The 23,232-nt window shown below is 74.8% G+C and carries 26 protein-coding genes and 1 tRNA gene; 6 read left to right on the top strand and 21 right to left on the bottom strand.

Features of this window, described 5'->3' with window-relative positions; all coding sequences use genetic code 11:
• Positions 1 to 9: 9 nt before the first annotated feature.
• The 3 genes from LPA27_RS02640 to LPA27_RS02650 are packed head-to-tail and all read right to left on the bottom strand — an operon-like array spanning position 10 to position 4,503.
• On the bottom strand, positions 10 to 2,091 hold the full coding sequence (locus tag LPA27_RS02640) for a vWA domain-containing protein (RefSeq protein WP_228941407.1): 2,082 nt from the start codon (positions 2,089 to 2,091) through the stop codon (positions 10 to 12).
• Complete coding sequence (locus LPA27_RS02645; protein ID WP_056862141.1) at positions 2,084 to 3,472, bottom strand: hypothetical protein; 1,389 nt, start codon at positions 3,470 to 3,472, stop codon at positions 2,084 to 2,086. The genes LPA27_RS02640 and LPA27_RS02645 overlap by 8 nt, the downstream gene beginning before the upstream one ends.
• Before the next feature lie 53 nt (positions 3,473 to 3,525).
• Positions 3,526 to 4,503 (bottom strand): universal stress protein, encoded by a 978-nt coding sequence (locus LPA27_RS02650; protein ID WP_228941408.1) that lies wholly within the window; start codon positions 4,501 to 4,503, stop codon positions 3,526 to 3,528.
• An 88-nt stretch (positions 4,504 to 4,591) separates the two neighbouring features.
• Between LPA27_RS02650 and LPA27_RS02655 the strand changes: the two genes are divergently transcribed.
• From LPA27_RS02655 to LPA27_RS02670, 4 genes are all read left to right on the top strand, one after another.
• Positions 4,592 to 5,437, top strand: a complete 846-nt coding sequence (locus tag LPA27_RS02655; protein WP_056904770.1) for an adenylate/guanylate cyclase domain-containing protein — start codon at positions 4,592 to 4,594, stop codon at positions 5,435 to 5,437.
• A complete protein-coding gene (locus LPA27_RS02660) occupies positions 5,434 to 5,829 on the top strand; it encodes a YchJ family protein (protein WP_416383223.1) in 396 nt (131 codons plus the stop codon). The genes LPA27_RS02655 and LPA27_RS02660 overlap by 4 nt, the downstream gene beginning before the upstream one ends.
• Positions 5,830 to 5,918: 89 nt before the next feature.
• Positions 5,919 to 6,335, top strand: coding sequence for a pyridoxamine 5'-phosphate oxidase family protein (locus LPA27_RS02665; RefSeq protein ID WP_228941409.1), 417 nt, complete (start codon positions 5,919 to 5,921; stop codon positions 6,333 to 6,335).
• A 119-nt stretch (positions 6,336 to 6,454) separates the two neighbouring features.
• Positions 6,455 to 8,074, top strand: coding sequence for a GAF domain-containing sensor histidine kinase (locus LPA27_RS02670; protein ID WP_228941410.1), 1,620 nt, complete (start codon positions 6,455 to 6,457; stop codon positions 8,072 to 8,074).
• A gap of 22 nt (positions 8,075 to 8,096) precedes the next feature.
• Here the strand turns inward: LPA27_RS02670 and LPA27_RS02675 are convergent, their stop codons facing one another.
• Together LPA27_RS02675 and LPA27_RS02680 are read right to left on the bottom strand one after the other, a co-directional pair.
• Positions 8,097 to 8,810 carry a response regulator gene (locus tag LPA27_RS02675; RefSeq protein WP_416383224.1) on the bottom strand — a complete coding sequence of 238 codons (714 nt, stop codon included), beginning with the start codon at positions 8,808 to 8,810 and terminating at the stop codon, positions 8,097 to 8,099.
• On the bottom strand, positions 8,803 to 9,720 hold the full coding sequence (locus LPA27_RS02680) for a hypothetical protein (protein ID WP_228941411.1): 918 nt from the start codon (positions 9,718 to 9,720) through the stop codon (positions 8,803 to 8,805). Before LPA27_RS02680 ends, LPA27_RS02675 begins: the two co-directional genes overlap by 8 nt.
• 34 nt (positions 9,721 to 9,754) lie before the next feature.
• Between LPA27_RS02680 and LPA27_RS02685 the strand changes: the two genes are divergently transcribed.
• Positions 9,755 to 10,279 carry a GNAT family N-acetyltransferase gene (locus tag LPA27_RS02685; RefSeq protein WP_228941412.1) on the top strand — a complete coding sequence of 175 codons (525 nt, stop codon included), beginning with the start codon at positions 9,755 to 9,757 and terminating at the stop codon, positions 10,277 to 10,279.
• Here the strand turns inward: LPA27_RS02685 and LPA27_RS02690 are convergent.
• The 5 genes from LPA27_RS02690 to LPA27_RS02710 form a co-directional block, all read right to left on the bottom strand.
• Positions 10,269 to 11,294, bottom strand: coding sequence for a glycine betaine ABC transporter substrate-binding protein (locus LPA27_RS02690; protein ID WP_228941413.1), 1,026 nt, complete (start codon positions 11,292 to 11,294; stop codon positions 10,269 to 10,271). The two genes, LPA27_RS02685 and LPA27_RS02690, sit on opposite strands and share 11 nt — an antisense overlap.
• Before the next feature lies 1 nt (position 11,295).
• Positions 11,296 to 12,114, bottom strand: a complete 819-nt coding sequence (locus LPA27_RS02695) for an ABC transporter permease (protein ID WP_228941414.1) — start codon at positions 12,112 to 12,114, stop codon at positions 11,296 to 11,298.
• The gene (locus LPA27_RS02700; RefSeq protein WP_228941415.1) at positions 12,111 to 13,319 is read right to left on the bottom strand and encodes an ABC transporter ATP-binding protein; all 1,209 of its coding nucleotides are present in this window, start codon (positions 13,317 to 13,319) and stop codon (positions 12,111 to 12,113) included. The genes LPA27_RS02695 and LPA27_RS02700 overlap by 4 nt, the downstream gene beginning before the upstream one ends.
• Complete coding sequence (locus LPA27_RS02705; protein WP_056904780.1) at positions 13,316 to 13,957, bottom strand: ABC transporter permease; 642 nt, start codon at positions 13,955 to 13,957, stop codon at positions 13,316 to 13,318. Before LPA27_RS02705 ends, LPA27_RS02700 begins: the two co-directional genes overlap by 4 nt.
• A gap of 138 nt (positions 13,958 to 14,095) precedes the next feature.
• Positions 14,096 to 15,502, bottom strand: coding sequence for a cystathionine beta-synthase (locus tag LPA27_RS02710; protein ID WP_056862131.1), 1,407 nt, complete (start codon positions 15,500 to 15,502; stop codon positions 14,096 to 14,098).
• A gap of 69 nt (positions 15,503 to 15,571) precedes the next feature.
• Between LPA27_RS02710 and LPA27_RS02715 the strand changes: the two genes are divergently transcribed.
• The gene (locus LPA27_RS02715) at positions 15,572 to 16,624 is read left to right on the top strand and encodes an SGNH/GDSL hydrolase family protein (protein WP_228941416.1); all 1,053 of its coding nucleotides are present in this window, start codon (positions 15,572 to 15,574) and stop codon (positions 16,622 to 16,624) included.
• Positions 16,625 to 16,765: 141 nt separating this feature from the next.
• On the opposite strand, the gene LPA27_RS02720 is transcribed toward LPA27_RS02715, so the two are convergent.
• The 11 genes from LPA27_RS02720 to LPA27_RS02770 all read right to left on the bottom strand — a co-directional run.
• Positions 16,766 to 17,632 (bottom strand): Bax inhibitor-1/YccA family membrane protein, encoded by an 867-nt coding sequence (locus tag LPA27_RS02720; protein ID WP_056862129.1) that lies wholly within the window; start codon positions 17,630 to 17,632, stop codon positions 16,766 to 16,768.
• 163 nt (positions 17,633 to 17,795) lie between these two features.
• Positions 17,796 to 18,410: an SAM-dependent methyltransferase gene (locus LPA27_RS02725; protein WP_228941417.1), complete on the bottom strand. Its 615-nt coding sequence runs from the start codon at positions 18,408 to 18,410 to the stop codon at positions 17,796 to 17,798.
• Between the two features lie 33 nt (positions 18,411 to 18,443).
• The gene (locus LPA27_RS02730) at positions 18,444 to 18,818 is read right to left on the bottom strand and encodes a VOC family protein (RefSeq protein ID WP_228941429.1); all 375 of its coding nucleotides are present in this window, start codon (positions 18,816 to 18,818) and stop codon (positions 18,444 to 18,446) included.
• Positions 18,819 to 18,930: 112 nt separating this feature from the next.
• Positions 18,931 to 19,003 (bottom strand) — tRNA-Leu (locus LPA27_RS02735).
• Between the two features lie 17 nt (positions 19,004 to 19,020).
• Entirely contained in the window at positions 19,021 to 19,581 is a 561-nt protein-coding gene (gene def, locus LPA27_RS02740) for a peptide deformylase (protein WP_228941418.1), read from the bottom strand.
• Positions 19,578 to 20,117: a glycine cleavage system protein R gene (locus tag LPA27_RS02745; protein WP_056904783.1), complete on the bottom strand. Its 540-nt coding sequence runs from the start codon at positions 20,115 to 20,117 to the stop codon at positions 19,578 to 19,580. Before LPA27_RS02745 ends, def begins: the two co-directional genes overlap by 4 nt.
• Positions 20,114 to 20,911: a uracil-DNA glycosylase gene (locus LPA27_RS02750; RefSeq protein ID WP_324251231.1), complete on the bottom strand. Its 798-nt coding sequence runs from the start codon at positions 20,909 to 20,911 to the stop codon at positions 20,114 to 20,116. The genes LPA27_RS02745 and LPA27_RS02750 overlap by 4 nt, the downstream gene beginning before the upstream one ends.
• 10 nt (positions 20,912 to 20,921) lie before the next feature.
• On the bottom strand, positions 20,922 to 21,239 hold the full coding sequence (locus tag LPA27_RS02755) for a hypothetical protein (protein WP_228941419.1): 318 nt from the start codon (positions 21,237 to 21,239) through the stop codon (positions 20,922 to 20,924).
• 58 nt (positions 21,240 to 21,297) lie between these two features.
• Positions 21,298 to 22,227, bottom strand: a complete 930-nt coding sequence (locus LPA27_RS02760; protein ID WP_228941420.1) for an exopolyphosphatase — start codon at positions 22,225 to 22,227, stop codon at positions 21,298 to 21,300.
• A complete protein-coding gene (locus tag LPA27_RS02765; RefSeq protein WP_228941421.1) occupies positions 22,212 to 22,709 on the bottom strand; it encodes a DUF501 domain-containing protein in 498 nt (165 codons plus the stop codon). The genes LPA27_RS02760 and LPA27_RS02765 overlap by 16 nt, the downstream gene beginning before the upstream one ends.
• Positions 22,706 to 23,232, bottom strand: a 527-nt coding sequence (locus LPA27_RS02770; protein WP_228941422.1) for an FtsB family cell division protein, incomplete at its 5' end; no start/stop codon positions are given. The genes LPA27_RS02765 and LPA27_RS02770, both read right to left, overlap by 4 nt.

Here is a 23,232-nt window from a genome sequence, read left to right on the forward strand (position 1 = left end):
GCCGCGGTCTCAGTCGCCCCCGACCCACCAGCCCCGGCCGCCGCCGAAGAGCCCGCCGTAGCCGCCGCCGCGGGCGCCGCCCTCGTCCCAGCCGCCGCCCCCGCCGGAGCGGCCGCTGCGGTCGCCGAGGTAGGAGCCGACCACGGCGGCGCCGAGGTCGTCGAGCTCCGGGGCGACGACCCGGCCGTCGACCCGCTGGGCCATCTGCTCGATGAAGCGGGCCAGACCGGGGTCCTCGCCGAGGCGGAAGAAGGTGGTCTGGGCCCCCAGCCGCATCGCGTTGTCGAGCTCGCGCACGGCGTAGGCCACGGTGAGCGGGTGGGGCGGGTAGCTGAAGTAGACCTCGCCGCTGGTCTCCAGGTGGGAGGTCGGCTCGCCGTCGGTGACGATGAGCAGCACCGGCTGGGCGTTGGGGTGCTTGCGGAAGTGGCGGTTGGCCAGCAGCAGCGCGTGGTGCAGGTTGGTGCCCTTGTCCCACATGGCGTCGAGGGCGGTGAGCTCCTCGATCTCCATGACCTGGGCGCTGCGGCCGAAGCCGATCAGCTGCAGGTGGTCGCCGCGGAAGCGGCTGCGGATGAGGGTGTGCAGCGCCAGCGCGGTGCGCTTCATCGGCACCCAGCGCCCGTCCATCGCCATCGAGAACGACGTGTCGACCAGCAGCGCGACGCAGGCCTGGGTGCGGGCCTCGGTCTCCTGCACCTCGACGTCGTCGATGGTCAGCCGCACGCCGTCGGCGGCCGAGCCTCCCTCGGAGACGGTGCGCAGCACGGCGTTGGTGACGGTGCGGGTGACGTCCCACGGCTCGGTGTCGCCGAAGGCCCACGACCGGGTGGCGCCGGAGCGCTCGCCCGAGGCGCCGGCGCGGTCGAGGTCGCGCTGGCCCTGACGCCCGGAGATGCGCTGGGCCACGTCGCGCAGCAGCGACCTCCCGAGCTGGCGCATGGCCTTCGGGGTCAGCCGCAGCTGGCCGTCGGAGCCGCGCTGCAGCGTCCCGGAGTCGCGCAGCGCATGCTCGAGCTGCTGCAGGGTGCGGGCGTCGACGCCCGCGGCGTCGCCGAGCTGCTGGGCCAGCAGCTCGAGGTCGAGGTCGTCCATGCGCGCGCCGCCGTAGGACTGCGAGAGCTGCTCGGAGAGCGCGTCGAGGTCGGCGAGGTCCTGGAAGGCGCCCGTGCCGTCGCCGAGGCCGAGGCCCTCCTGGCCGTCCATCCGCTCCGAGCCGCCCCAGTCCTCGCCGGGGCGCAGCGCCTGGAGGTTGCCGTCGAGGCGGCCGAGCTGGTCCATCAGCTCCGGTGAGCCGAAGGCCTGCGCCGCCAGGGCGTCGAGCTCGTCGCGCTGCTCCTGGGTCATCGAGTTGCGCATCCGCTGGGCGGCCGCGGCGCGCTGGGCCAGGGAGTCGAGCAGCTCCTCGACGCTCTGGGGGTCCTCGGGGAAGTGCTGGCCGTGCTTGTCCATGAAGTCGGCGAAGTCCTGCTCGGTGTCCTCGCCGCGACGGTGCTTGTCGAGCAGGTCGTTGAGGTCGGAGACCATCGCGGCGACCGCGGCGCGGTCCTCGTCGGTGGCGTTCTCCAGGGCCTGCTTCATACCCGCGAAGCGCTGGTCGAGCATCTCGCGACCGAGCTGGTCCTTGATCTGCTCGAAGGCCTCGCGGGCCTCGCGCGACTGCCAGTCGTAGGACGACAGCTCGCTGACCGCGGCCGCGGGGCTCGGCGGGAGGCCCTCGAGCTGCATCTCGCGGAAGGCCCGGTCGGCGTCGTCCATCATCGCGTCGCGCGCCAGCTGCTTGCGCTCCTCGAGCACGGCCCGGTCGAGGAGCTCGCGCACCTCCTGCATCGTGCCGTCGAGGTTGTGGCGCGAGAGCAGCTCACGACGCTTCTCCGCGACCTGGCGGGCCAGGTCGTCGAGGCCCTGCTGGTCGCGGCCACCGCGACGCAGGAACTCGCGCATCGCCCGCTCCGGTGAGGCACCGGCCATCACGTCCTCGCCGATGGCGTCGAGGGCCTCGGCCAGGTCGACGGGCGGGGCGAGCGGGTCGGCGCCCCCGTCGTAGCGGCCGTAGCTCGCGGCGCGGCGACGGCTCCAGCGGTCAGCCATAGACGGTCTCGCCACCCCCGGACTCCTTGCTCACCTTGCGGGCGAGGTAGAGCCCCTCGAGGGCCAGCTCGATGGCGCCGGCGCGCTGGCCGTCGTTGGTCGCGCCGAGCCGGTCGCAGACGTCGTCGTAGAGCTCCGACTCCCCCAGCACCGGCAGCCCGGTGAGGAAGTCGCGGGCGGTGACCTGCTCGCCGGTGGTGACCATGACGCCGCTCTCGAGGGCGTCGACGAGCACGCCGAAGTCGAGACCGCGGAAGTGCGTGCGCACGGTCTCGGCGGTGGCGGTGCGCAGCAGGTGGGTGAGGATCTCACCCTCGCGGCCCTCCTCGCCCGACTCGAACTCGATCTTGCCGCCGAGCACGTCGACGGCGGTCTCGAGGTCCACCGGACGCGCCACGGCGTCGTCCTCGCCCTGGGAGACCGCGCGGTGGATGGCGGCGGCCGCGATGGTCTCGGCGCCGGCGATGGCGAAGCGGGCCGAGACGCCGGAGCGCTGGTCGACCGAGGAGGACTCGCGCAGGTTGCGGGTGAAGCGGGCGAGGATCTCGACGAGGTAGTCGGGCACCTCGGCCACGAGGTCGGCCTCCTGGCGGATCACCGCGACCTCGTCGACCAGCTCGGTCGGGTAGTGGGTGCGGATCTCGGCGCCGAACCGGTCCTTGAGCGGGGTGATGATGCGGCCGCGGTTGGTGTAGTCCTCGGGGTTGGCGCTGGCCACGACGAGGGTGTCGAGCGGCAGGCGCAGCACGTAGCCGCGGATCTGGATGTCGCGCTCCTCCATCACGTTGAGCATCGCCACCTGGATCCGCTCCGCGAGGTCGGGCAGCTCGTTGATGGCCACGATGCCGCGGTGGCTGCGCGGGATGAGCCCGAAGTGGATGGTCTCCGGGTCACCCAGCGAGCGGCCCTCGGCCACCTTCATCGGGTCGACGTCGCCGATGAGGTCGGCCACGCTGGTGTCGGGGGTGGCCAGCTTCTCGGCGTAGCGCTCGTCGCGGTGGCGCCAGGTGATCGGCAGGGCGTCGCCGAGCTCACCGGCCCGGCGGCGCGAGGCCACGGTGATGGGGTCGTAGGGGTGCTCGCCGAGCTCGGAGCCGGCGATGACCGGGGTCCACTCGTCGAGCAGGCCGACCATGGTGCGCAGCAGCCGGGTCTTGCCCTGGCCGCGCTCGCCGAGCAGCACGATGTCGTGGCCGGCGATGAGGGCGCGCTCGAGCTGGGGGATCACGGTGTCCTGGAGGCCGTGCAGGCCGGGCCAGGGATCGCGGCCCTCGCGCAGGGCGGCGAGGAGGTTGTCGCGGATCTCGGTGCGCAGCGGGCGGTGCTCGTGGCCCGAGGCCCGCAGCTCGCCGACGGTGGTGGAGGTGGGAGCAGACGTCACGCGATCCACGCTACTGACGGGTCGCAACCGCCCCGTCGCGCGTCGGGCGCGGGTCAGGGGCGCTCGGCTCCCAGCGGGGCCACGGGCACCACGGCCACGGCGCCGTCGGCGTGCTCGAGCACGGCCGGCGCCACGGAGCCGAGCAGCAGCGAGCGCACCGGGGAGCCGGGGCGGTAGCCCACGACGGTGAGGTCGCGGCCCCGTGAGGCCGCGACGATCTCGTCGTCGGCCAGGCCGTAGGCGACGGTCAGGGTGACGTCGACGCCGGGGTGCCGCTCCGCCAGGCCGGCGACCGCCTCCGACAGCAGGGCGCGCACGTCGGCGACCTCGGGGTCCTCGGCCGGGGCGCGGTGCAGGCCGGCGGCGGTGGCCCGCACGTCCCAGACGCAGTGGAGCACCTCCAGCGGCAGGCCGCGCAGCGCCGCCTGCTGGTAGCCGAACTCGACCACCGCGAGCGAGCCCGGGGTGCCGTCGACACCGACCAGCACCCCGCCGCGCGGGCGGTCGTCGGGGTGGGCGCCCCGACCCGCCCGGCCGGGGCGGCGCACGGCGGCACCGGGGCGCACCACGACCACCGGGCAGTGGGCGTGGCGCGCGACGGCGACGCTCACCGAGCCCAGCAGCAGCGAGGCCACGGGGCCGCGCCCCCGGGACCCGAGCACGAGCAGCGAGGCGTGCCGGGAGAGGTCCTCGAGCATGGAGCGCGGGTCGTCGGCACGCAGCAGCAGCACCACCTCGAGGTCGGGGTGGTCGGCCAGCACCCGCGCCCGGGCGTCCTGGAGCAGCGTGCACGCGTCGTCGCCCACGGCGTCGAGCACGTCGCGCGAGTCGACACCGGCCTGGTCGAGCCACACCGAGCCCACCAGGCGGTAGGCGTGCACCAGGGCCAACGGCCGGCGCAGCAGCAGGCACTGCCGCGCCGCCCACGCCAGCGCGAGGTCGGCGTCGTGGGAGCCGTCGATCCCGACGACCACGGCTCCGGTGGGCAGGTCGGCGGTCGGGCGGGCGGAGGAGAGGTCGGTCACCGTCATGGCTCCAGCCTCACCAGCCCCGCGGGCGGCAGCCACGGACGAAGGTCCCGACCCCGCGGGCCCTCGGTCGTCGCTACGCTCTCGGCTCGTGACGCTCGCGGTGGTCCTCCTGGCGGCGCTCAGCGCCGTGCTCGCCGTTGCCGTGGCCGCGCTGGCCCTGCGCCTGTCGGCCGCCCGCCGGCGGGAGCGCGAGGCGCGGCGGCGCGTCGCCGTGCTGGAGGCCGACCTCGACGTCGCCCTGCGCCCGCGTCCCGCGGCCACCCCGGCCGAGCGCGCCGTGCGCCGGGTCGTGCGGACCGCCACCAGGGTCCGCGAGCAGGGCGTGGCGGGTCTGCTCCAGTCCTCGCTGGAGGACCTCCAGGCCTGGGCCGCCGAGCAGCAGCAGAGCGTGGCGAGCATGGCCAGCTCCGACGGTCGGGTGACGCTGCTGTTCTCCGACATCGAGGGGTCGACACGGCTCAACGAGCGGCTCGGCGACGCCACCTGGGTGCGGGTGCTCCAGGCCCACGACACCCTCCTGCGCGCCCGGATCGAGCGCTACCGCGGCCAGGTGGTCAAGACCGCCGGCGACGGCTTCATGGTCGCCTTCCGCGATCCCGAGGCGGCCTGCCGCGCCGCCGTGGGGGTGCAGCGCGACCTCAAGCGCACCCTCGACCCCCGGCTGCGGCTGGTGGCGCCGGTGCGGGTGCGCATCGGCATCCACACCGGTCCCGTGGTCGCCCGCGACGGCGACTACTTCGGGCGCAACGTCGCCATGGCCGCCCGGGTCGCCGACACCGCCCAGGGCGGGGAGGTCCTGGCCAGCGAGGCCGTCCGCGCCGCCCTCGACGACGACGCCGCGGTCGACCTGGTCGAGGCCGGGGAGGTCGGGCTCAAGGGCCTGCCGGGCGTGCACGCCCTGTGGCGGGTCCTGCCCCGCGGGGAGGTCGGGTGAGCACCGGACCGCTGCGCGCGACCTGCCCGTGCGGCAGCGGCGCGGCCTACGACGCCTGCTGCGGGCGCCTGCACCGTGGCGCCGCGCGGGCGGAGACCCCCGAGGAGCTGATGCGCTCGCGCTACGCCGCCTTCGCGGTGGGCGACGCGGCGTACCTCTTCCGCACCTGGCACCCGCGCACCCGCCCCGACAACCTCGAGCTCGACCCCGCCACGGTGTGGACCGGGCTCGAGGTGCTCTCGGCCGGGGCCGACGACGTCGCCTTCGTGGCCCGTTACGAGCGGCACGGGCTCCCCGGGGAGCAGCGCGAGCACAGCCGCTTCGTGCGGCGGGCCGGGCGGTGGGTCTACCTCGACGGCAGCGGCGGCGACCACGGCGGGGCCGGCGGCTAGCCCCCTCGCGGAGCCGAGGACACCCGTCCCGTGGGGAGAGGACCATCGGCCCTCGCCGCGCCCGAGCGCCCCGGCGCAGGCTCGGAGGCGTGCTCCACCACCGCGACCTCTCCCCCGACGAGTGCATCGCCCACCTGCGCGAGGCGGAGGTCGGCCGGATGGCCGTCTCCACGCCGGGCGGGCCCCACATCGTGCCGCTGACCTACGTGCTCCACGACGGCCGCTTGGTCGTGCGCACCAGCCCGTGGAGCATCGTCGGCACGCACGCCCGCGAGGGCCTGGTCGCCTTCGAGGTCGACGCGCTCGACGTGGCCAGCCGCAGCGGCTGGAGCGTGGTGGTGCGGGGGCGCGGCGAGTTCGTGACCGACCCCGCCCAGCTGGCGGCGGTGCGGGAGTGCTGGCCCGTGCCGTGGGCCGCCGGCACCCGCACGCTCGTGGTCGCGCTGCCGACCACCGACGTCACCGGCCGCAGCTTCGGTGCGTCGTCGGTCGCTCACTCGGCCTGACCGCCCTCACCCACCCGACCGACCCGCCCGACCCGCCCGACCGATCCGCCCGGCCGACCCCGCGCGACGGGCCGGGCCGGCCCTGACGCAGGAGGCCCTCCGTGCGCCACACTGAGCCGATGCCCCACCGTCGACTCGACCTCAGCGGCTCCACCCACGCGCTGCTGGACGCCGTGGTCGCCATCTCCTCCGACCTCGACCTCCACAGCGTGCTGCTGCGCATCGTGGAGTCGGCCGCCGCGCTCACCGGCGCCCAGTACGCCGCCCTCGGCGTCATCGGCCGCGACGGCGACCTGTCCGACTTCGTCACCACCGGCCTCGACGACGCCGAGCGTGAGGCGATCGGCGCCCCGCCGCACGGCCGGGGCATCCTGCGGCTGCTGGTCGACCACCCGGAGCCGCTGCGCCTGCAGGACCTCTCCGCCCACCCCGCCTCCTACGGCTTCCCCGCCCACCACCCTCCGATGCGGACCTTCCTCGGGGTGCCCGTGCGGGTGCGCGGCGCGGTCTTCGGCAACCTCTACCTGACCCAGAAAAGCCCTGTCGAGGGCGCTCCGGGGCCCGAGCCCGGCTTCACCGACGAGGACGTCGCGCTGGTCGAGGCGCTGGCCTCGGCGGCGGGCTTCGTGATCGGCAACGCACGCGCCTACGGCCTGAGCGAGCGACGGCGGGAGTGGCTGGAGGCCGCGGCGGTGCTGGGCGAGCACCTCCAGCCGCCCGTCGACCGGGGCGACACCCTGGTGCGCGTGGCCGAGGCGACCCGCACGGTGGGGCGTGCCCGCGCGGCGGCCGTGCTGCGCCTGCCCACCGGCCCGCAGGCCCCGACGATCGCGGCGCTGGCCTGCCACGAGGCCCAGCGCGAGGCGTTCACCGACCTGCTCGAGGCCGCCCTGCCGCTCGTCGCCGGCCACGTCGACGCGGTGGAGGGACCGCTGCCGGAGCCGGTCGACCTCGAGGTCGAGGGCCAGGCGGTCGTGCTGGTGCCCGTGCGGACCCACCTCACCTCGCCGGTCGCCCTCGCGGTGGTCACCGACCTCGCCCACGGACCGCAGGACGTCGAGGAGCGCGAGCTGCTGGTCTCCTTCGCCGACCAGGCCGCCCTGTCCCTCGACCGGGCGCAGGCGCTGGCCGAGCGGGCCCAGATGGCGGTCGTCTCCGACCGGGAGCGGATCGCCCGCGACCTCCACGACGTGGTGATCCAGCGCCTCTTCGCCACCGGCCTGCAGCTGCAGGGCGCCGGCATGCTGACCACCGACCGCGAGGTCGCGGCGCGGGTGGACCGCGCCGTCGACGACCTCGACGCCACGATCCGCGACATCCGCGGCACGATCTTCGCGCTGCGCCACCGCAGCGTCGCCACCCTGCGCGACGAGCTCGACGAGCTGGTCGGCGACGCCGCCCCCCTGCTCGGCTTCACCCCGCTGCTGCGCACCGAGGGCCCGGTCGACACCGCGGTCACCGCCCGGGTGCGCGAGCACCTGCTGCCGGTGCTGCGCGAGGCCCTCAGCAACATCGCCCGCCACGCCGAGGCCGGGGCCGCCTGGGTCACCCTCGGCGTCGACGACGGCGAGGTGACGCTGCGCGTCGAGGACGACGGTCGCGGTCTGCCCGTCGAGCGCGTCGAGAGCGGGCTGCGCAACGCCGCCCACCGCGCCGAGGGGCTCGGGGGCTCCCTGGAGCTGGCCCCCCGCGAGCCGCGCGGCACGGTGCTGGTGTGGCGCGCCCGCGCCGGGTCGTGAGCCCGTGGGACCCGGGTGCCGCTCAGTCCCGGGGGCTCCCGGCGCCCGGGCCCAGCAGCCGGCTGGCCAGCACGGCGGCCTGGGTGCGCCGCTCCAGGCCGAGCTTGGCCAGGATGCTCGACACGTAGTTCTTCACGGTCTTCTCCGCCAGGTGCACCCGCTCGCCGATCTGGCGGTTGGTGAGGCCCTCGGCGATGAGGGCCAGCAGCTTGAGCTCCTGCTCGGTCAGCTCGGCCAGCTCCGGCACGGTCGCCGAGCCGGTGCGCACCCGGTCGAGCACCCGGGCGGTGAGGGCGGGGTCGATGAGGGAGTGCCCCATGGCGACCGAGCGCACGGCGCCGACGAGGTCTTGGCCGCGGATCTGCTTGAGCACGTAGCCCGCGGCGCCGGCCATGATCGCGGCGAAGAGGGCCTCGTCGTCGTCGTAGGAGGTCAGCACCAGGGCCTTGATGCCGGGGTCCACGGCGCGCACCGCGCGGCACACCTCGATGCCCGAGCCGTCGGGCAGGCGGGCGTCGAGCACGGCCACGTCGGGGCGCAGGGCGGGGATGCGGGAGATGGCCTCGTGCGCCGAGCCCGACTCCCCCACCACCTCGATGCCGCCCGACTGCTCCAGCAGCGCACGGATGCCCTGGCGCACCACCTCGTGGTCGTCGAGGAGGAACACGCGGACCGGACGGTCCTGCCCGGCCTGCCCGCTCCGGTCGCCCTGATCGCTCTGTGTCTGGTCAGCCACGGTGCAGCTCCTCGGTCTCGGCCACCGGGTCGGGCCGCGGGGGCCCGTCGTGACCACCCAGATCTACCACGTCCAGCCGGTCGAGCACCGCCGTGTACGCCGCGACGTCGGCCGCGGGGTCGACCAGCGCCCCGAAGAGCAGCGCCCGCAGCAGCGCGGCGCGGGTCGCCGCACCGGCGTAGCGGTCGAGGCGGGCGGGGTCGGCGCCGCCGCGCACGAGGTCGAGGGCGGCGACCGCCTCGGCCCACAGCGGCGGGCGCCACGCCGGGTCGACGTCGACCACCACCGGGGCCCCGGCGGCGTCGAGCAGCACGTGCCCCGCGAGGTCGGCGTGCACGAGCTGGTGGCGGGTCGCCGCCGGGGAGGCCGCGTCGGGGTCGAGCCCGTCGAGCAGGTCGGCGACGCGGCGCACGAGTCCCGCGGCACCGGCCGGGAGCGTGCCGGCCGCGGCACGCAGGTCGGCGCCGCCCGCGAAGGCCAGCCGCTCGGCGCGGGCCCGGGCGTCGGTGCGCTCCAGCACCACCGCGGGCGGCTCGGTCACGAGCGGGGCCAGCCGGGCGTGAAGCAGCCGCCCCGCGGCCAGCGTCACCGCAGGGTCGAGGCAGGCGGTCGTGCCCGGCTCCCAGCGGCTGGCCGCCCACCCCTCGACGACCCAGGCGCCGTCGCGCGCCGGCACCGGCATCGCCACCCGCAGGTCCTGGGCCCGGCGGTCGGGGCGCTCGTCGAGGCGCACGGCCAGGCGCGCCAGCAGCGGGCTGAGCCAGCCCTGCACGGCGGCGTCCCGACCGGGGCTGAGCACGAGGTCCCCGGCGCGCACGCTGTCGGTGAGCGCCCCGGGGAGCGGCTCGACGACCTCGGGCACCGCGAAGAGGTCGAGCACGTGGCTCGAGGGGGTCGCGGGGGTCGGCACGGCCCGGAGGCTACCGGGGCGGCAGGATGGCGACGTGCCCGACGTACGTGCCTCCGTCGCGGTGCGGCCGCGCCGCCCCGACGACCTGCCCGCCCTGGTCGCGGTGCTGGCCGCCCAGCAGCCCGGCTCGGGCTACCCGATGCGCTGGCCGCTGCCCTTCCCCGCCGAGGAGTTCGTGGTGCGCCCCGGCGAGCGCGCGGCCTGGGTGGCCGAGCGCGAGGGGCGCGTGGTCGGCCACGTCTCGGTCACCGACGTGCCGCCCGACCTGGCCGAGGCCTTCGCGCGCCCGGCCCCCGAGCCCGCCCCGGCCATGGTGGCGGTGCTCTACGTCGACCCCGCGACCCAGGGCACCGGCACGGGCGGGCTGCTGCTCGACCGCGCCGTCGCCTGGATCCGCGACGCCGGGCTGCGGCCGGTGCTCGACGTCGCCCCCTCCCACCCGCGCGCGCTGGCCGTCTACCGCCGGCGCGGCTGGGTCGAGGTGGGCACCGCCCGGCCCGCCTGGCTGCGCGCCGACCGGCCCGACCTGATCCTCATGGAGCTGCCGCTCAGGCGATGAAGCCCTCCTCGCGCAGCCAGTCCTCGGCCACGTCGGAGGCCTCGCGGCCCGCGACGTCGATCTCGGCGTTGAGTCCCAGCAGCACCTCGTTGGTCAGCTCGGCGGCCACCGGGTCGACGAGCTCCTCGATCTCGGGGTGGTCCTCGACCAGCTGCTCGCCCACCACCAGCGAGATGTTGTAGTTGGGGAAGTACTGCCGGTCGTCCTCGAGCACGGTGAGGTCGAGGGCCAGGATCCGACCGTCGGTGGTGAACACCTCGCCGAAGGTGCACTCCCCCTGCGCGGTCGCCTCGTAGATCGCGCCGGTCTGGTAGAGCCCGATGTTGTCGTCGGGGGTGCCCTGGGCCTCGCCGCGCGGGATGTCGTAGGTCTTCAGCATGCCCGGCAGGCCGTCGGGCCGGTTCTCGAACTCCGACTCCACGCAGAAGGTGCGCTCGTCGACGGGGATGTCCTGGATCTGCGAGAGCTTGGTGATGCCCAGCCGCTCGGCGCTCTGCGCGGTCATGGCGAAGCCGTAGGTGTTGTTGGCCGGGGTGGGCGGCAGCCAGCGAAGGTCGTTCTCGGCCAGGTCGCGCTCGGCGACCGCCTCGTACTGCTCCTCGGTGCCCTCGATCGGCTCGTCCTCGCCGAGGTAGGAGATCCAGGCCGTGCCGGTGTACTCCCACATCGCGTCGATCTCGCCCTGCACCTGGGCCTGGCGGGCGGAGTTGCTGCCGGGGATGTTGGTGAGGTCGGTGACCTCGGCGCCGGCAGCCTTCATCAGGATGAGCACGATCTTGCCGAGCAGGATGTTCTCGGAGAAGTTCTTCGAGCCCACGGCGATCTCGGTGCCCTCCAGCGAGACGCCCTCGAGCGGACCGGCCAGGGTCGCGTCGGGCACGTAGCCGCCGGCGGTGCCCAGGCCGCAGCCCGCAGGCACGGCCAGCGCCGCGACGGCCAGCCCGGTGGCGGCCAGGCGGCGGGCGCGCGTGCGCAGACGGGTGGGGCGGGTGGGGCGGGTGGCAGGACCGGTCATCTCAGACCCCCTTCGGTCGGGCGACGAACTCCAGGACCCGGCCCAGCCACTCCACGAGGAGGGCGAGCAGGGCCACGAGCAGCGCGCCGGAGACGACCAGCGAGTAGCGGAACAGGTTGATGCCGGCGACGATCATGGCGCCGAGCCCGCCGGCGTTGATGAAGGTCGCCAGTGCGGCGGTGCCGACGATGAGCACCAGCGCGGTGCGCACGCCCGACATGATCACCGGCAGCGCCAGCGGCAGCTCGACGCGCAGCAGCACCGACGCCGAGGTCATCCCGATGCCGCGCCCGGCCTCGACCAGGGTGGGGTCGACGCCCTGGAGGCCGACGATGGTGTTGCGGAGCACGGGCAGCACGCCGTAGACCACCAGGGCGATGATCGCGGTGCCGAAGCCGAAGCCGAGCCACAGCGCGAGCAGCACGATCAGCCCGACGGCAGGTGCGGCCTGGCCGGCGTTGGCCAGGCCCACGACCACGGGCGAGGCGGCCTTGAGCCGGCCCCGGGTCAGCGCGATGCCCAGGGGCACGGCGACGGCGACGACGAGCAGACCGGCCACGGCGGTGAGCTTGACGTGCTCGACCATGAGCGAGGTGACCGTCGACCAGGCCAGCTGGCTCTGCTCCACGGAGTCGAGGTCGGCGGTCTGGCGCCACACGACCCAGGCCCCGAAGGCCAGCGCGACCAGCACCGGCGGCAGCACGAGGAGCAGCAGCATCTCCGGGTCGAGGCGCCGTCCCCGGCGCTTCGCCGGCGGGGCCTCGCCGGTCGGGTCGACCGTCGCGCCGGCCGAGGCCGTCGTGGCGCTCGTGGCGCTCATGCCCGCTCCCCCGCCGCCTGCTCGTGGGCCCGCTCCTCCACGGCGCGGTCCTCGAGCAGGCGCATGTGGTCGGTGACGGTGTCGAAGGTGACGATGCCGATGTAGCGGTCGCGGTCACCGGTGACCACGGCGGCGCCGTGGCTGCTGGTGAGCATGGTGTCGAGGGCGTCGTTGAGCGTCGAGCGCTCGTCGACGGTGACGAGGTCCTCGGTGGGCTCGACGATCCGGTCGCCCTTGAGCTGGCGCAGCCAGGGCCAGCCGCGGGGGCGGTCACGGTCGTCGAGCACGATCACGGAGCGCTCGCCGGCCGCCTCGGCCCGCTGCACGGCGTCGGCGGTGGGCTCGCCGATGCGGGCGGTGACGGTCTCGCGCAGGTCGACCTCGTTGACCCGGGCCAGGCTGAGCTGCTTGAGCGTGGAGCCGGAGCCCACGAAGTCGCTGACGAAGTCGTCGGCCGGCGAGGCGAGCACGACCTCAGGGGTGTCGTACTGCGCGATGTGGCCGCCCTCGCGCAGGATCACGATCCGGTCGCCGAGCTTGATCGCCTCGTCGATGTCGTGGGTGACGCAGACGATGGTCTTGCGCAGCTCGCGCTGGATCGAGAGCAGCTCGTCCTGCAGGCGCTGGCGGGTGATGGGGTCGACGGCGCCGAAGGGCTCGTCCATGAGGATCACCGGCGGGTCGGCGGCCAGGCCGCGGGCCACGCCCACGCGCTGCTGCTGCCCGCCGGAGAGCTCGCGGGGGTAGCGGTCGCGGTAGCGCGAGGGGTCGAGCCCGACGAGGTCGAGCAGGTCGTCGACGCGGCCCTTGACCCGCGAGGCGTCCCAGCCGAGCATCTTGGGCACGATCGCGATGTTCTTGGCCACGGTCATGTGGGGGAAGAGGCTGCCGCCCTGGATGACGTAGCCGATCTTGCGGCGCAGCTCGTCGGCGCTGCTCCTCCGCACGTCCTCGCCGTCGATGAGGATCGTGCCCGAGGTGGGCTCGATGAGCCGGTTGATCATCTTCAGCGAGGTGGTCTTGCCGCAGCCCGACGGGCCGACGAACATCACGATCTCGCCGGCGGGGATGGTCAGCGACAGCGACTCCACCGCCGCGGTCTTCTGGCCGGGGTAGCGCTTGACGACCTCCTCGAGGCGGATCTCCGCCCCGCTGATGCCGGTGGTCTGCCCGGTGGTGTGCCCGGTCGTGTGCTGCGTGGTCATGCCCTGATTCCCTTCGAGATGGTGAGCCGCCCGAGGAGCAGCAGGAGCACGTCGGCCACGAGGGCGACGAGGACGATGCCGAGGGTGCCGACCAGGGCGTAGTTGACGGCGTTGGCGCCGCCGATCTGCGCCAGGCCGGTGAAGATGTAGCCGCCGAGACCCGGTCCGAGGATGTACGCCGCGATCGCCGCGATGCCCATCGACATCTGGGTCGACGTGCGCACCCCGGCGTGGATGACGGGCCACGCCAGCGGCAGGCGCACCCGCCACAGCACCGCCAGCGGGCTCATGCCCATGCCGCGGGCCGACTCCACCAGCGTCGGGTCGACGCCCTGGAGGCCGACCACGGCGTTGCGCAGCACCGGCAGGAGGGCGTAGAAGGCGACCGCGACGAAGGCCGAGATCGGCTGGATGCCGGTGAGGGCCAGCATCACGCCGACCAGTGCCAGGGCCGGGATGGTGAGGCCGATCGCGCTCAGCGCGTTGGCCAGGCCCTGGAGCCACGAGTAGCGCACGATCACCACGGCCAGCAGCACCGCCAGCACGCTGGCCACCAGCACGGCCTGCATCACCAGGTTGAAGTGCTGGAACGTGTTGTACAGGATCTGGTCCTGCCGTTCCCTGACGAAGTCCCACACGTCGCGTCCACCGCCTCCAGGATCCGCCGGGGGTCAGCGGTCCGCGGCCACCCCACCACAGGTGTGGCCGGTGCGTCCCGTGATGTCACCCGGGTGGGTGAACACCCGTGACCCCCGCGGGGGCGACCATGCGCGGCCTCAGGAGCGCGCGAGGAAGGCCAGCAGGTCCTGGCGCGTGAGCACCCCGACGGGCTTGCCGTCCTCCTGCACGAGCACGGCGTCGACCTCCTCCAGCAGGTGCACCGCCTCGCGGGCGTCCTCGCCGGCGCCGATGGTGCGCAGCGGCGGCGACATGTGCTCCTCGACCGGGTCGGTGAGCCGCGCGGTGCCGGCGTAGAGGGCGTCGAGCAGGGCACGGTCGGAGACGGCGCCGGCGACCTCGGCCGCGACGATCGGCGGCTCGGCGCGCACGACGGGCATCTGCGAGACGCCGTACTCCTGGAGGATCGCCACGGCCTCGGCGATGGTCTCGGCCGGGTGGGTGTGCACCAGGTCGGGCAGCTGGCCGGACTTGCCGCGCAGCACCTCCCCCACGGTCTGGGCGTGGGGGGCGCCGTCGCCGGAGGGGAAGCCGTACTGCGCCAGCCAGTCGTCGTTGAAGATCTTGGTCAGGTAGCCGCGCCCGGAGTCGGGGAGGATGACGACGATGACGGCGTCCTCGCCCTCGGGGGTGCCGGCCAGCTCGTGGGCCAGCCGGCGCGCGGCGTAGGCCGCCATGCCGCACGAGCCGCCCACCAGGAGCGCCTCCTCGCGGGCCAGGCGGCGGGTGAAGGCGAAGGAGTCGGCGTCGGAGACCTCGATGATGCGGTCGGCGACGCCGCGGTCGTAGGTCTCGGGCCAGAAGTCCTCGCCGACGCCCTCGACGAGGTAGGGCCGCCCGGTGCCGCCGGAGTAGACCGACCCGGCCGGGTCGGCACCGACCACCTGGATCTCGCGGCCGGCCGCGGCGGCCTGCTCCTTGAGGTAGCGCCCGGTGCCGCTGATCGTGCCGCCGGTGCCGACACCGCACACCAGGTGGGTGATCCGGCCCTCGGTCTGCGCCCAGATCTCCGGGCCGGTGGTCTCGTAGTGCGAGCGCGGGTTGTGGGGGTTGGAGTACTGGTCGGGCTTCCAGGCGCCGGGCTGGGAGGCCAGGCGGTCGGAGACGTTGTAGTAGGAGTCGGGGTGCTCCGGGGCCACCGCCGTCGGGCAGACCACGACCTCGGCGCCGTAGGCCTTGAGCACGTTGCGCTTGTCCTCGCTGACCTTGTCGGGGCACACGAAGACGCAGCGGTAGCCCTTGGCTTGGGCGACCATGGCCAGCCCGACACCGGTGTTGCCGGAGGTCGGCTCCACGATCGTGCCGCCGGGCTGCAGCGCGCCGGAGGCCTCGGCCGCCTCGATCATCCGGGTGGCGATGCGGTCCTTCACCGACCCGCCCGGGTTGAGGTACTCCACCTTGGCCAGCACCAGCGGGCCACCCGTCGCGGGCAGGTCGAGGGTGCGCGAGAGGCGCACCAGCGGGGTGTTGCCGATCAGGTCCAGGAGCGAGTCGACGTACTGCACCCGGTCAATCTAGGGCCCGTTCACCCCTCCCGGCGAAGTGTGGACGGGCGTGCTCCGTAGAATCCCCGCGTGGGAAAAGCAGCAGCGGCACGCAAGCTCGCCTCCGCCGCTGCCTTCGGCGGCGGCGGTCTGTCGGTGCTCGGCGCCGGTCTCTACGGCGTCCTGACCGCCGAGGCGCGCCTGGCGCGCAAGACGATCGGGCCGATCCTCGAGGAGCCGCCGCCCGACCCGACCGGCTGGTACGGCCGCGGCCGGCCCGGGCCCGCGATCAAGGTCGCCCTGCTCGGTGACTCCAGTGCCGCGGGCTACGGCGTCGAGCGGGTCGAGGAGACCCCCGGCGCGCTGATCGCCTCCGGCGTCGCCGAGCACGCCGACCGCCGGGTCTACCTGCGCGACTTCGCCGTCGTCGGCGCCAAGTCCTCCGACCTCGGCGAGCAGATCGACCGGGCGCTGCCCATCGAGCCCGACGTCGCGGTCATCCTCATCGGCGCCAACGACGTCACCCACGTCGTGACGCCCGCGGTCTCGGTGCGCCACCTCTCCGAGGGGGTGCGCCGCCTCCGCGAGGCCGGGGTGGCCGTCGTCGTCGGCACCTGCCCCGACCTCGGCACCCTCAAGCCCATCGCCCCGCCGCTCAAGCAGGTCGCCCGCGCCTGGTCGCGCCGCCTGGCCGCGGGCCAGACCATCGCGGTCATTGAGGAGGGCGGGCGCACCGTGTCGCTGGCCTCGGTGCTCGGACCCGAGTTCGCCGCGGCGCCCGCGCTGCTCTTCGGCCCCGACCAGTTCCACCCCTCCGCCGCCGGCTACCGCTCGCTCTCCGCGGTGCTGCTGCCCTCCACGCTGGCGGCGCTCGGCGTCATCGACACCGACGAGGCCCAGCTCGAGGCCCTGCGGGGCGAGGGCGTGCTGCCCATCACCGCCGCCGCGATCCAGGCCGTCAACCACCCCGGCACCGAGCTGGGCGGCACCGAGATCGGTGGCAACCGGCTCGGCGTGCGCGGCCTGTGGGTCGAGCTGCGCCACCGTCGTCGCCGGCCCGAGACCGAGGGCGAGACCCCCGACGAGCACGACGAGGACGCGGGCGAGCAGGGCACGCCCGACCCCGAGCTCGCCCGCGGCTGACTCGCCCCACGACCCCGGCGCAGACGCAGGCGCAGACGCAGACGGTGGCGCAGACGGACGGAACCCCCCGGACCGAGGTCCGGGGGGTTCCGTGTTCCACGCCGACCTAGCGGGGCCGGACAGGTGGGTGCTGCTCCTGGGTCAGTCCTGCTGGAAGAAGGCCAGGATGCGCAGCAGGTTGGTGTAGATCCAGACCAGGCTCACGGTCATCGCGAACGCCGCGCGCCACGACTCGCGCTCGGGCAGGCCGTTGGCGATGCCCTGCTCGACGAAGTCGAAGTCCATGATCAGCATGAAGACGCCGAGCACCAGACCGACCACCGCGAAGACGAGGCTGAGGCCGGTGCCGACACCGAAGAAGCCGATCTGGGCGCCGAAGAGGCCGAGCACGAGCTCCATGACGGCCAGGCCGACCATGCCGAGCACGGCGGCGGTCACCATCATCCGGAACTTCGGGGTGACCTGGATGTTGAGGACCTTGTAGGCCGCCAGCGTGCCGGCGAAGGCCGCGAAGGTGCCGATGACCGCGCCCTGGACGACGCCGGGGTACATGACGTTGAAGAGCAGGCTCAGCGCGCCGAGGGCGACACCCTCGAAGGCGGCGAAGACGAGCACGAGAGCCGGGCTGATGACCCGCTTGAAGGAGTTGACCATCGACAGCGCGAAGGCGCCGAGCGCGCCGATCGTCGCGGCCGCGCCCACCGTGGGCAGGGCGGTCTCGGCGGTGGTCTCGGTGACCTCCGGCATGGCGATCCAGGTCGCGAGGGCGGTCAGGATGACCACGCCGAGCGTGATCGCCGTCTTCTGCACGACGCTGTCGATCGTCATCGGACCGGTGGTGGCCGGCGTCTGCTGGGCGGGGCCGCCCGGGGTGCCGACGCCCCACTGCGAGGGGTCGTTCGAGTAGCCGGGGTACCCGTTGCCCGCGTAGGTCTGGTTGCCGTAGGCGTTCGCGCCGGAGCGGTTGAACTCCTCCGACCGGCGGAACACCGGGTTGTTGCTCTGCATTGGTCTCTCCTTGGAGGCCGGTGGTGACCGTCTCCCTGACGGTTCACTGAGTGGGGACCACTGTAGGGGTCCTCACCAGCCTCAACGTCACACCCGTCCGGGGCGTTCCCGGTGCGGCTGTGAATCTCCTGAGCCGCCGGCGGGCCCCGACACCCGACCGGCGCTAGCGGCGTACGGCGTGCACGACCGTGTCGGTCACGGCGACCTCGGCGCCCTCCACCTGCTGCGTGCGGGTCGGGGCGTCGGCGCGGCGCACGTCCCAGTGCTGCGGGTCGAGCAGGCCCACGACCCGGTCGGGGGTGAAGAGGATGTCGTCGCCGTGGTGGTGGCGCACCCCGGTCTCGACGTCGTGGGGGTGGTGGCCCACCACCAGCAGCGAGCCTCCGGGCGCGACGGCGGCGCCGAGGCGGGTGTAGAGCGGCGCGAAGAGCTGGGTCGGCACGTGCACGAAGTGGGCGCTGACCAGGTCGTACTGCTCGGGCAGGGTCTCGGCGAGCAGGTCCGTCTGCAGCCAGGTGGCCCCGACCCCCTCCTGCGCCGCCCGGGCCGCCCCCCGGTCGAGGGCCACCTGCGAGAGGTCGACGCCGGTGGTGCGCCAGCCGCGGTGGGCCAGCCACAGCACGTCGGCCCCCTCGCCGCAGCCGATGTCGACCGCCGAGCCGGGGGCGAGCCCGCCGACGACGTCGACGAGGTGGGGGTTGGGGGCGCCGCTCCAGATCCGCTCGGAGGAGGAGTAGCGCTCGTCCCAGAACTCCGCGGTCCACATGTCGTCGGTCATGGGCCCATGCTCCCCCTTCAGGTCGACCTGAGGTCAACCGCCCATCGCAGCCAGCTCCCAGACATGACCGTCGAGGTCGCGGAAGGACCAGCCGTACATCCCCGGGTGCTCCTGCTTGGCGCCCGCCGGCGATCCGCCGGCGGCGAGCGCCCGCTCCACCGTGCAGTCGACCTCCGCGGCGTCGGACGCGGTGAGCGCCACCAGCACCTGGTCTCCCGACGGCGGGGCGGTGGTGCCGTGGAAGGAGTGGAAGTAGTCCTGGCGCAGGAGCATGGCGCATGCGGAGTCGTTGACGACCATGCAGGCCGCTCGCTCGTCGCTGTAGTCATCGTTGAAGGTGAAGCCCAGACCTTCCCAGAACGCGCGGCTGGCCGCCACGTCGGCCACAGGCAGGTTCACGAACATCATGCGGGTCACGGAGATCTCCTCGGTCCTCGAGCCGGCCCGTCGCCGGCGTCCTGGGTGGTCCGACCGGGTTCCGGCCGCGGACTCATCGCGACACGAGCCCTCGTTGACGGTGTGCCCCCGGTGGGACTCGAACCCACACTGCGGCGCTTTTAAGGCGCCTTCCTCTGCCGTTGGGATACGGGGGCCCGCTCCGGGGGAGCGCCTAGAGGTAGGTCTTGCGAGCGTAGATCGCGTGGGCGCCGGCGGCGCGGTCGAGGAACAGCAGCCCCTGGCAGTGGTCGATCTCGTGCTGCAGGGCACGGGCCTCGAAGGCGCTGGTCGAGATCTCCACCTCCTCGCCGGTGCCGGGCAGCTGGCCGCGCACCGTGATCCGGCCGGCCCGCTTCACGTCGCCGGTGAGGTCGGGCACGCTCATGCAGCCCTCGCGGGCCTTCTCGTTGCGGCTGGAGGAGACCACCTCGGCGTTGCAGAGCACGAAGGTGCCGTGGTGCTCGCGGGTCTTGGGGTGCTCGGAGACGTCGACGCAGAAGACCTGCGCCCCGACCCCCACCTGCGGGGCGGCCAGGCCGACGCAGCCCGGGCTGACCCGCATCGTGGCCACGAGGTCGGCCGCGAGCCGCACGACCTCGGCGGAGGTCGGGTCGACCCGCTCCCCCACGCTCGACAGCACAGGCGCCGGCGCGGTGACGACGTCGAGCACCCGGCCCTCCACGCCGAGCTCGGCCTCGGTCCAGGCCGCCACCCGGGGATCGACAGCGCTCACAGGTCGTCGGCCTCGGCGCGGCGCAGCGTGGCCCCGACGCCCAGCGCCGTCGCCGCGGTGCGCACGGCGGCCTCGAGGGCGTCGACGTCGGCCCCGGCGGGCAGGTCGATCTCGGCCACGAGGAGGTAGAGGTCGCCGGCCAGGCGGGTGGTGAGGTCGGTGATGTTGCCGCCGACCTCGGCGACGCGGCCCACCACCGACGACACGATGCCGGGTCGGTCGCCGCCGTGCACGGTGAGCACCCAGGAGCTGCCCGCGGGCGCGGCGCCGGCGCCCGGCGACACCGCACGCACGGTCACGGTGAGCGAGCCGTCGTCGGCCAGCGGCGCCAGGGCCGCCTCGATCGACGCGGCCGAGGGCTCGCCCGCGCAGACCAGCATCATCGCGAAGTGACCCCGCAGCAGGGTCATCGTGGAGTCCTCGAGGTTCAGCCCGAGCTCGGCCAGGCGGCCGGTGGTCTCGGCGATGATCCCCGGGCGGTCGTGGCCCAGGACGGTGATCGCGTGCTGGGTCGGGGGCGGCGTGGGGGTGCTCACCGCTCCATTGTCGCAAGGGCCGCGGCGCGGCCGAGCACCTCGTCCAGCATCGGCTCCGTCAGCCGCCCCGTGAACGTGTTCTGCTGGCTGGGGTGGTAGCAGCCCAGCAGCGCCACCTCCTCGCCGTCGGGCCGCACGAGCCGCGCCTGCGCACCGTGGCCGAACCTCGCGGCCGGCCGCGGCACCTGCCACCCGGCCCGCCGTACGCCGCCCAGCGCCGCCGCCCAGCCGAAGGCGCCGAGCGCGACCACGACGCGCACGTGCTCGCCCACCAGGGCCAGCTCGCGGTCGAGCCAGGGGGCGCAGGTGTCGCGCTCGGCCGGGGTCGGCCTGTTCTGCGGCGGGGCACAGCGCACGGCGGCCACCATGCGCGTGTGCACCAGGCGCTGACCGTCGCCGGCGTGCTCGCTGGTGGGGCGCTCCGCCAGCCCGACGCGGTGCAGCGAGGCGAAGAGCCAGTCGCCGGAGCGGTCGCCGGTGAAGATCCGACCCGTGCGGTTGGCGCCGTGGGCGGCCGGGGCGAGGCCGACGACCAGCACCCGCGGGTGCTCGGCGCCCCAGCCGGCGACGGGCCGCCCCCAGTAGGGCTGCTCGGCGAAGGCGGCGCGCTTCATGAGCGCCACCTCCTCGCGCCAGGCGACCAGCCGCGGGCAGGCCCGGCAGGTGGTCACCTCGCGGGCGAGCAGCTCCAGTGGGGTGCGGGGCTCGGCCGGGTCGTCGGGCCAGCCGGTGCCGGGCCGCACCGGCGAGGCGAAGACCTCGCCGGTCAGCGGGTGGGGCAGCCCGTCCGGCACCGGCCCGACCTCAGAGCGGGGTCTGGGTGGTGGTCTGGGTGGTGGTCTGGGTGGCGACCGGGCCTCCGGTCGGGGACGCCGCGTCGTCGCTGCTCATCTTGTCCTTGGCGGCAGCGGCCACGTCGCCGGCCTTCTCGCGGGCGACCTCGGCAGCAGCGGTGGCCTGGGTGCGGGCGGTGTCGGCGGCCCTGTCCTTGGCCGACTGCACGCGCGGGTCGTGCGCGACCTTGCGGGCGGCGGTGACGATCTCGTCGTAGCGGTCACGGCCGGCGCGGGCGCCCAGCACGTAGCCGACGGCTCCGGCGGCGATCAGGGTGGTCTTGCTCATCGGTCGTTCTCCTCCTGTGGGGGGTGGATCACTCGAGCCCCCCACTGTGCCGTCGCGCTCAGGCGGGCGGCACCACCCCTGCGGGGGCGGCCACCGACCAGGCGATCCCGTCGAGGATGTCGGTCTCGGAGGCCACGACCCCGGCGACCGCGGTGCGTCGCAGCACCCGCGAGAGCACCAGGGCACCGGCCCCGATGACGTCGGCGCGTCCCGGGTGCATCCAGGGCAGGGCCAGCCGCTCGGCCACCGTCATCGCGAGCAGCCGCTCGGTCAGCTCGTGCACCGCCTCGACGGGGAGCTCGGCCTGGTCGACGGCGTCGCGGTCGTAGGCCGGCAGGCCCAGCACCCCCGCGGCGACCGAGGTCGCGGTACCGGCGACGCAGACCACCGTGCGGGCCGCGGCGGCGTCGACCGGGCAGGCGTCGAGGGCGGCGTCGACGTCGGCGACGCAGGCCGCCACCTCGTCCGCGGTCGGCGGGTCGGAGTGCAGGTGCCGCTCGTGCAGGCGCACCGAGCCGACGTCCATCGAGTGCGCCGCCGTCGGTGCCGCCCCGCCGAGGATCAGCTCGGTCGAGCCGCCGCCGACGTCGACGACCAGCACCGGCTCGGCCGGCGCGTCGAGCTCGCGCACGGCCCCGGCGTAGGCCAGGGCGGCCTCCTCGGCGCCGGAGAGCACCTCGGGCAGCACCCCGAGGCGCGCGCGCACGCCCTCGCGGAAGTCCTCGGCGTTGCTCGCGTCGCGGGTGGCCGAGGTGGCGCAGAAGCGGACGTCCTCGGGTCGCACCCCGTGCTCGGCCAGGATCGCGGCGTAGCGCTCGACCTCGGCGAAGGTGCGCTCCAGCGCCTCCGGGGAGAGCCGTCCGGTGCGGTCGACGCCCGCGCCGAGGCGCACGACGGTGGCCTCGCGCACCAGCACCTCCGGCATGGTGCCGACCAGCAGCTTGATCGTGTTGGTGCCGCAGTCGACGGCGGCTACGGGCCGACGCACGGACCCTGCTCCCACCACGGGCCCAGCAGCGCGAGCACCTCGTCGCCCAGCGGGTTGACGCCGGGGCCCTGCGCCAGGGCCTGGCCGGCGAGCACGTGCAGGCACTTGACCCGGCTCGGCATGCCCCCGGCGGAGATGCCGGCGATCTCGGGCACCGCGCCGGTCCGTTGCTCCAGCTCGCCGCGGGCCTCGAGGTAGCGCTCGTGGGCGCGGGCGTAGGCCGCGGCCAGCTCGGGGTCCTCGCCGAGGCGGGCCTCCATCTCCTTCATCAGCCCCGAGCCCTCCAGGGTCCCGATGCGGGAGGCGGCGCGGGGGCAGGTGAGGTAGAAGGTCGTCGGGAAGGGCGTGCCGTTGGGCAGGCGCGGCTCGGTGGTGACGACGTCGGGGCTGCCGCACGGGCAGCGGTGGCCCACGGCGTGGATGGCGCGGGGCTCACGGCCCAGCTGCTCGCCGATGGCCGCCTCGTCGGCGGGGTCGATCACTGGTCGCTGTCCTCCTGGCCGCTGGGGGCCTGCTCCGGGGAGCCGTCGATCTCGGTGGCGGGCGGGGTGCCCTCGTCCTTCGGGGGGCGTCCGGCGGTCTCGACCGACGCCCACGCCTCGTCCCACCACGCGGTGGGCTCCTCGGGCGCGACGTCGGCGGGGTCGGTGAGCGTGGCCTCGGCCTCGAGCGGCTCGCCGTCCTCGTCGAGCACCACGAAGGAGCGCTCGCCGGGCATGACGTAGCCGAAGCGCTCGCGCGCCACCTGCTCGACGTACGCCGGGTCCTCCCAGCGCCGCTGCTCGCGCTCGAGCACGTCGATGTCGGCCTGGCGCTCCGCGATCTCGGTGCGCAGGTCGTCGAGGTGGGCCCGCTGCTGGAGGTAGGCCCGCGCCGAGGAGGCGTAGGACACCGCGAGCACGGCGAGCACGAGCACGAGGATCATCGCGCGACCGGTCAGCCGCGGGCGCCGCGCCGACGCGCCGGGCCCGTCGGGGGCACGGCCGGCCAGGGGGGCGCGGGTCC

Origin of the sequence: Nocardioides sp. Leaf374 (assembly GCF_916862475.1) — a bacterium.
GTDB classification, from domain to species: Bacteria; Actinomycetota; Actinomycetes; order Propionibacteriales; family Nocardioidaceae; genus Nocardioides; species Nocardioides kribbensis.

What these genes read in the sequence shown, in the direction of transcription:
- LPA27_RS02640 (WP_228941407.1), bottom strand. Translation starts at nt 2,091, where the DNA reads ATGGCTGACCGCTGGAGCCGTCGCCGCGCCGCGAGCTACGGCCGCTAC.
- LPA27_RS02650 (WP_228941408.1), bottom strand. Translation starts at nt 4,503, where the DNA reads ATGACGGTGACCGACCTCTCCTCCGCCCGCCCGACCGCCGACCTGCCC.
- LPA27_RS02670 (WP_228941410.1), top strand. Translation starts at nt 6,455, where the DNA reads ATGCCCCACCGTCGACTCGACCTCAGCGGCTCCACCCACGCGCTGCTG.
- LPA27_RS02690 (WP_228941413.1), bottom strand. Translation starts at nt 11,294, where the DNA reads ATGACCGGTCCTGCCACCCGCCCCACCCGCCCCACCCGTCTGCGCACG.
- LPA27_RS02695 (WP_228941414.1), bottom strand. Translation starts at nt 12,114, where the DNA reads ATGAGCGCCACGAGCGCCACGACGGCCTCGGCCGGCGCGACGGTCGAC.
- LPA27_RS02700 (WP_228941415.1), bottom strand. Translation starts at nt 13,319, where the DNA reads ATGACCACGCAGCACACGACCGGGCACACCACCGGGCAGACCACCGGC.
- LPA27_RS02720 (WP_056862129.1), bottom strand. Translation starts at nt 17,632, where the DNA reads ATGCAGAGCAACAACCCGGTGTTCCGCCGGTCGGAGGAGTTCAACCGC.
- LPA27_RS02725 (WP_228941417.1), bottom strand. Translation starts at nt 18,410, where the DNA reads ATGACCGACGACATGTGGACCGCGGAGTTCTGGGACGAGCGCTACTCC.
- LPA27_RS02730 (WP_228941429.1), bottom strand. Translation starts at nt 18,818, where the DNA reads ATGATGTTCGTGAACCTGCCTGTGGCCGACGTGGCGGCCAGCCGCGCG.
- LPA27_RS02755 (WP_228941419.1), bottom strand. Translation starts at nt 21,239, where the DNA reads ATGAGCAAGACCACCCTGATCGCCGCCGGAGCCGTCGGCTACGTGCTG.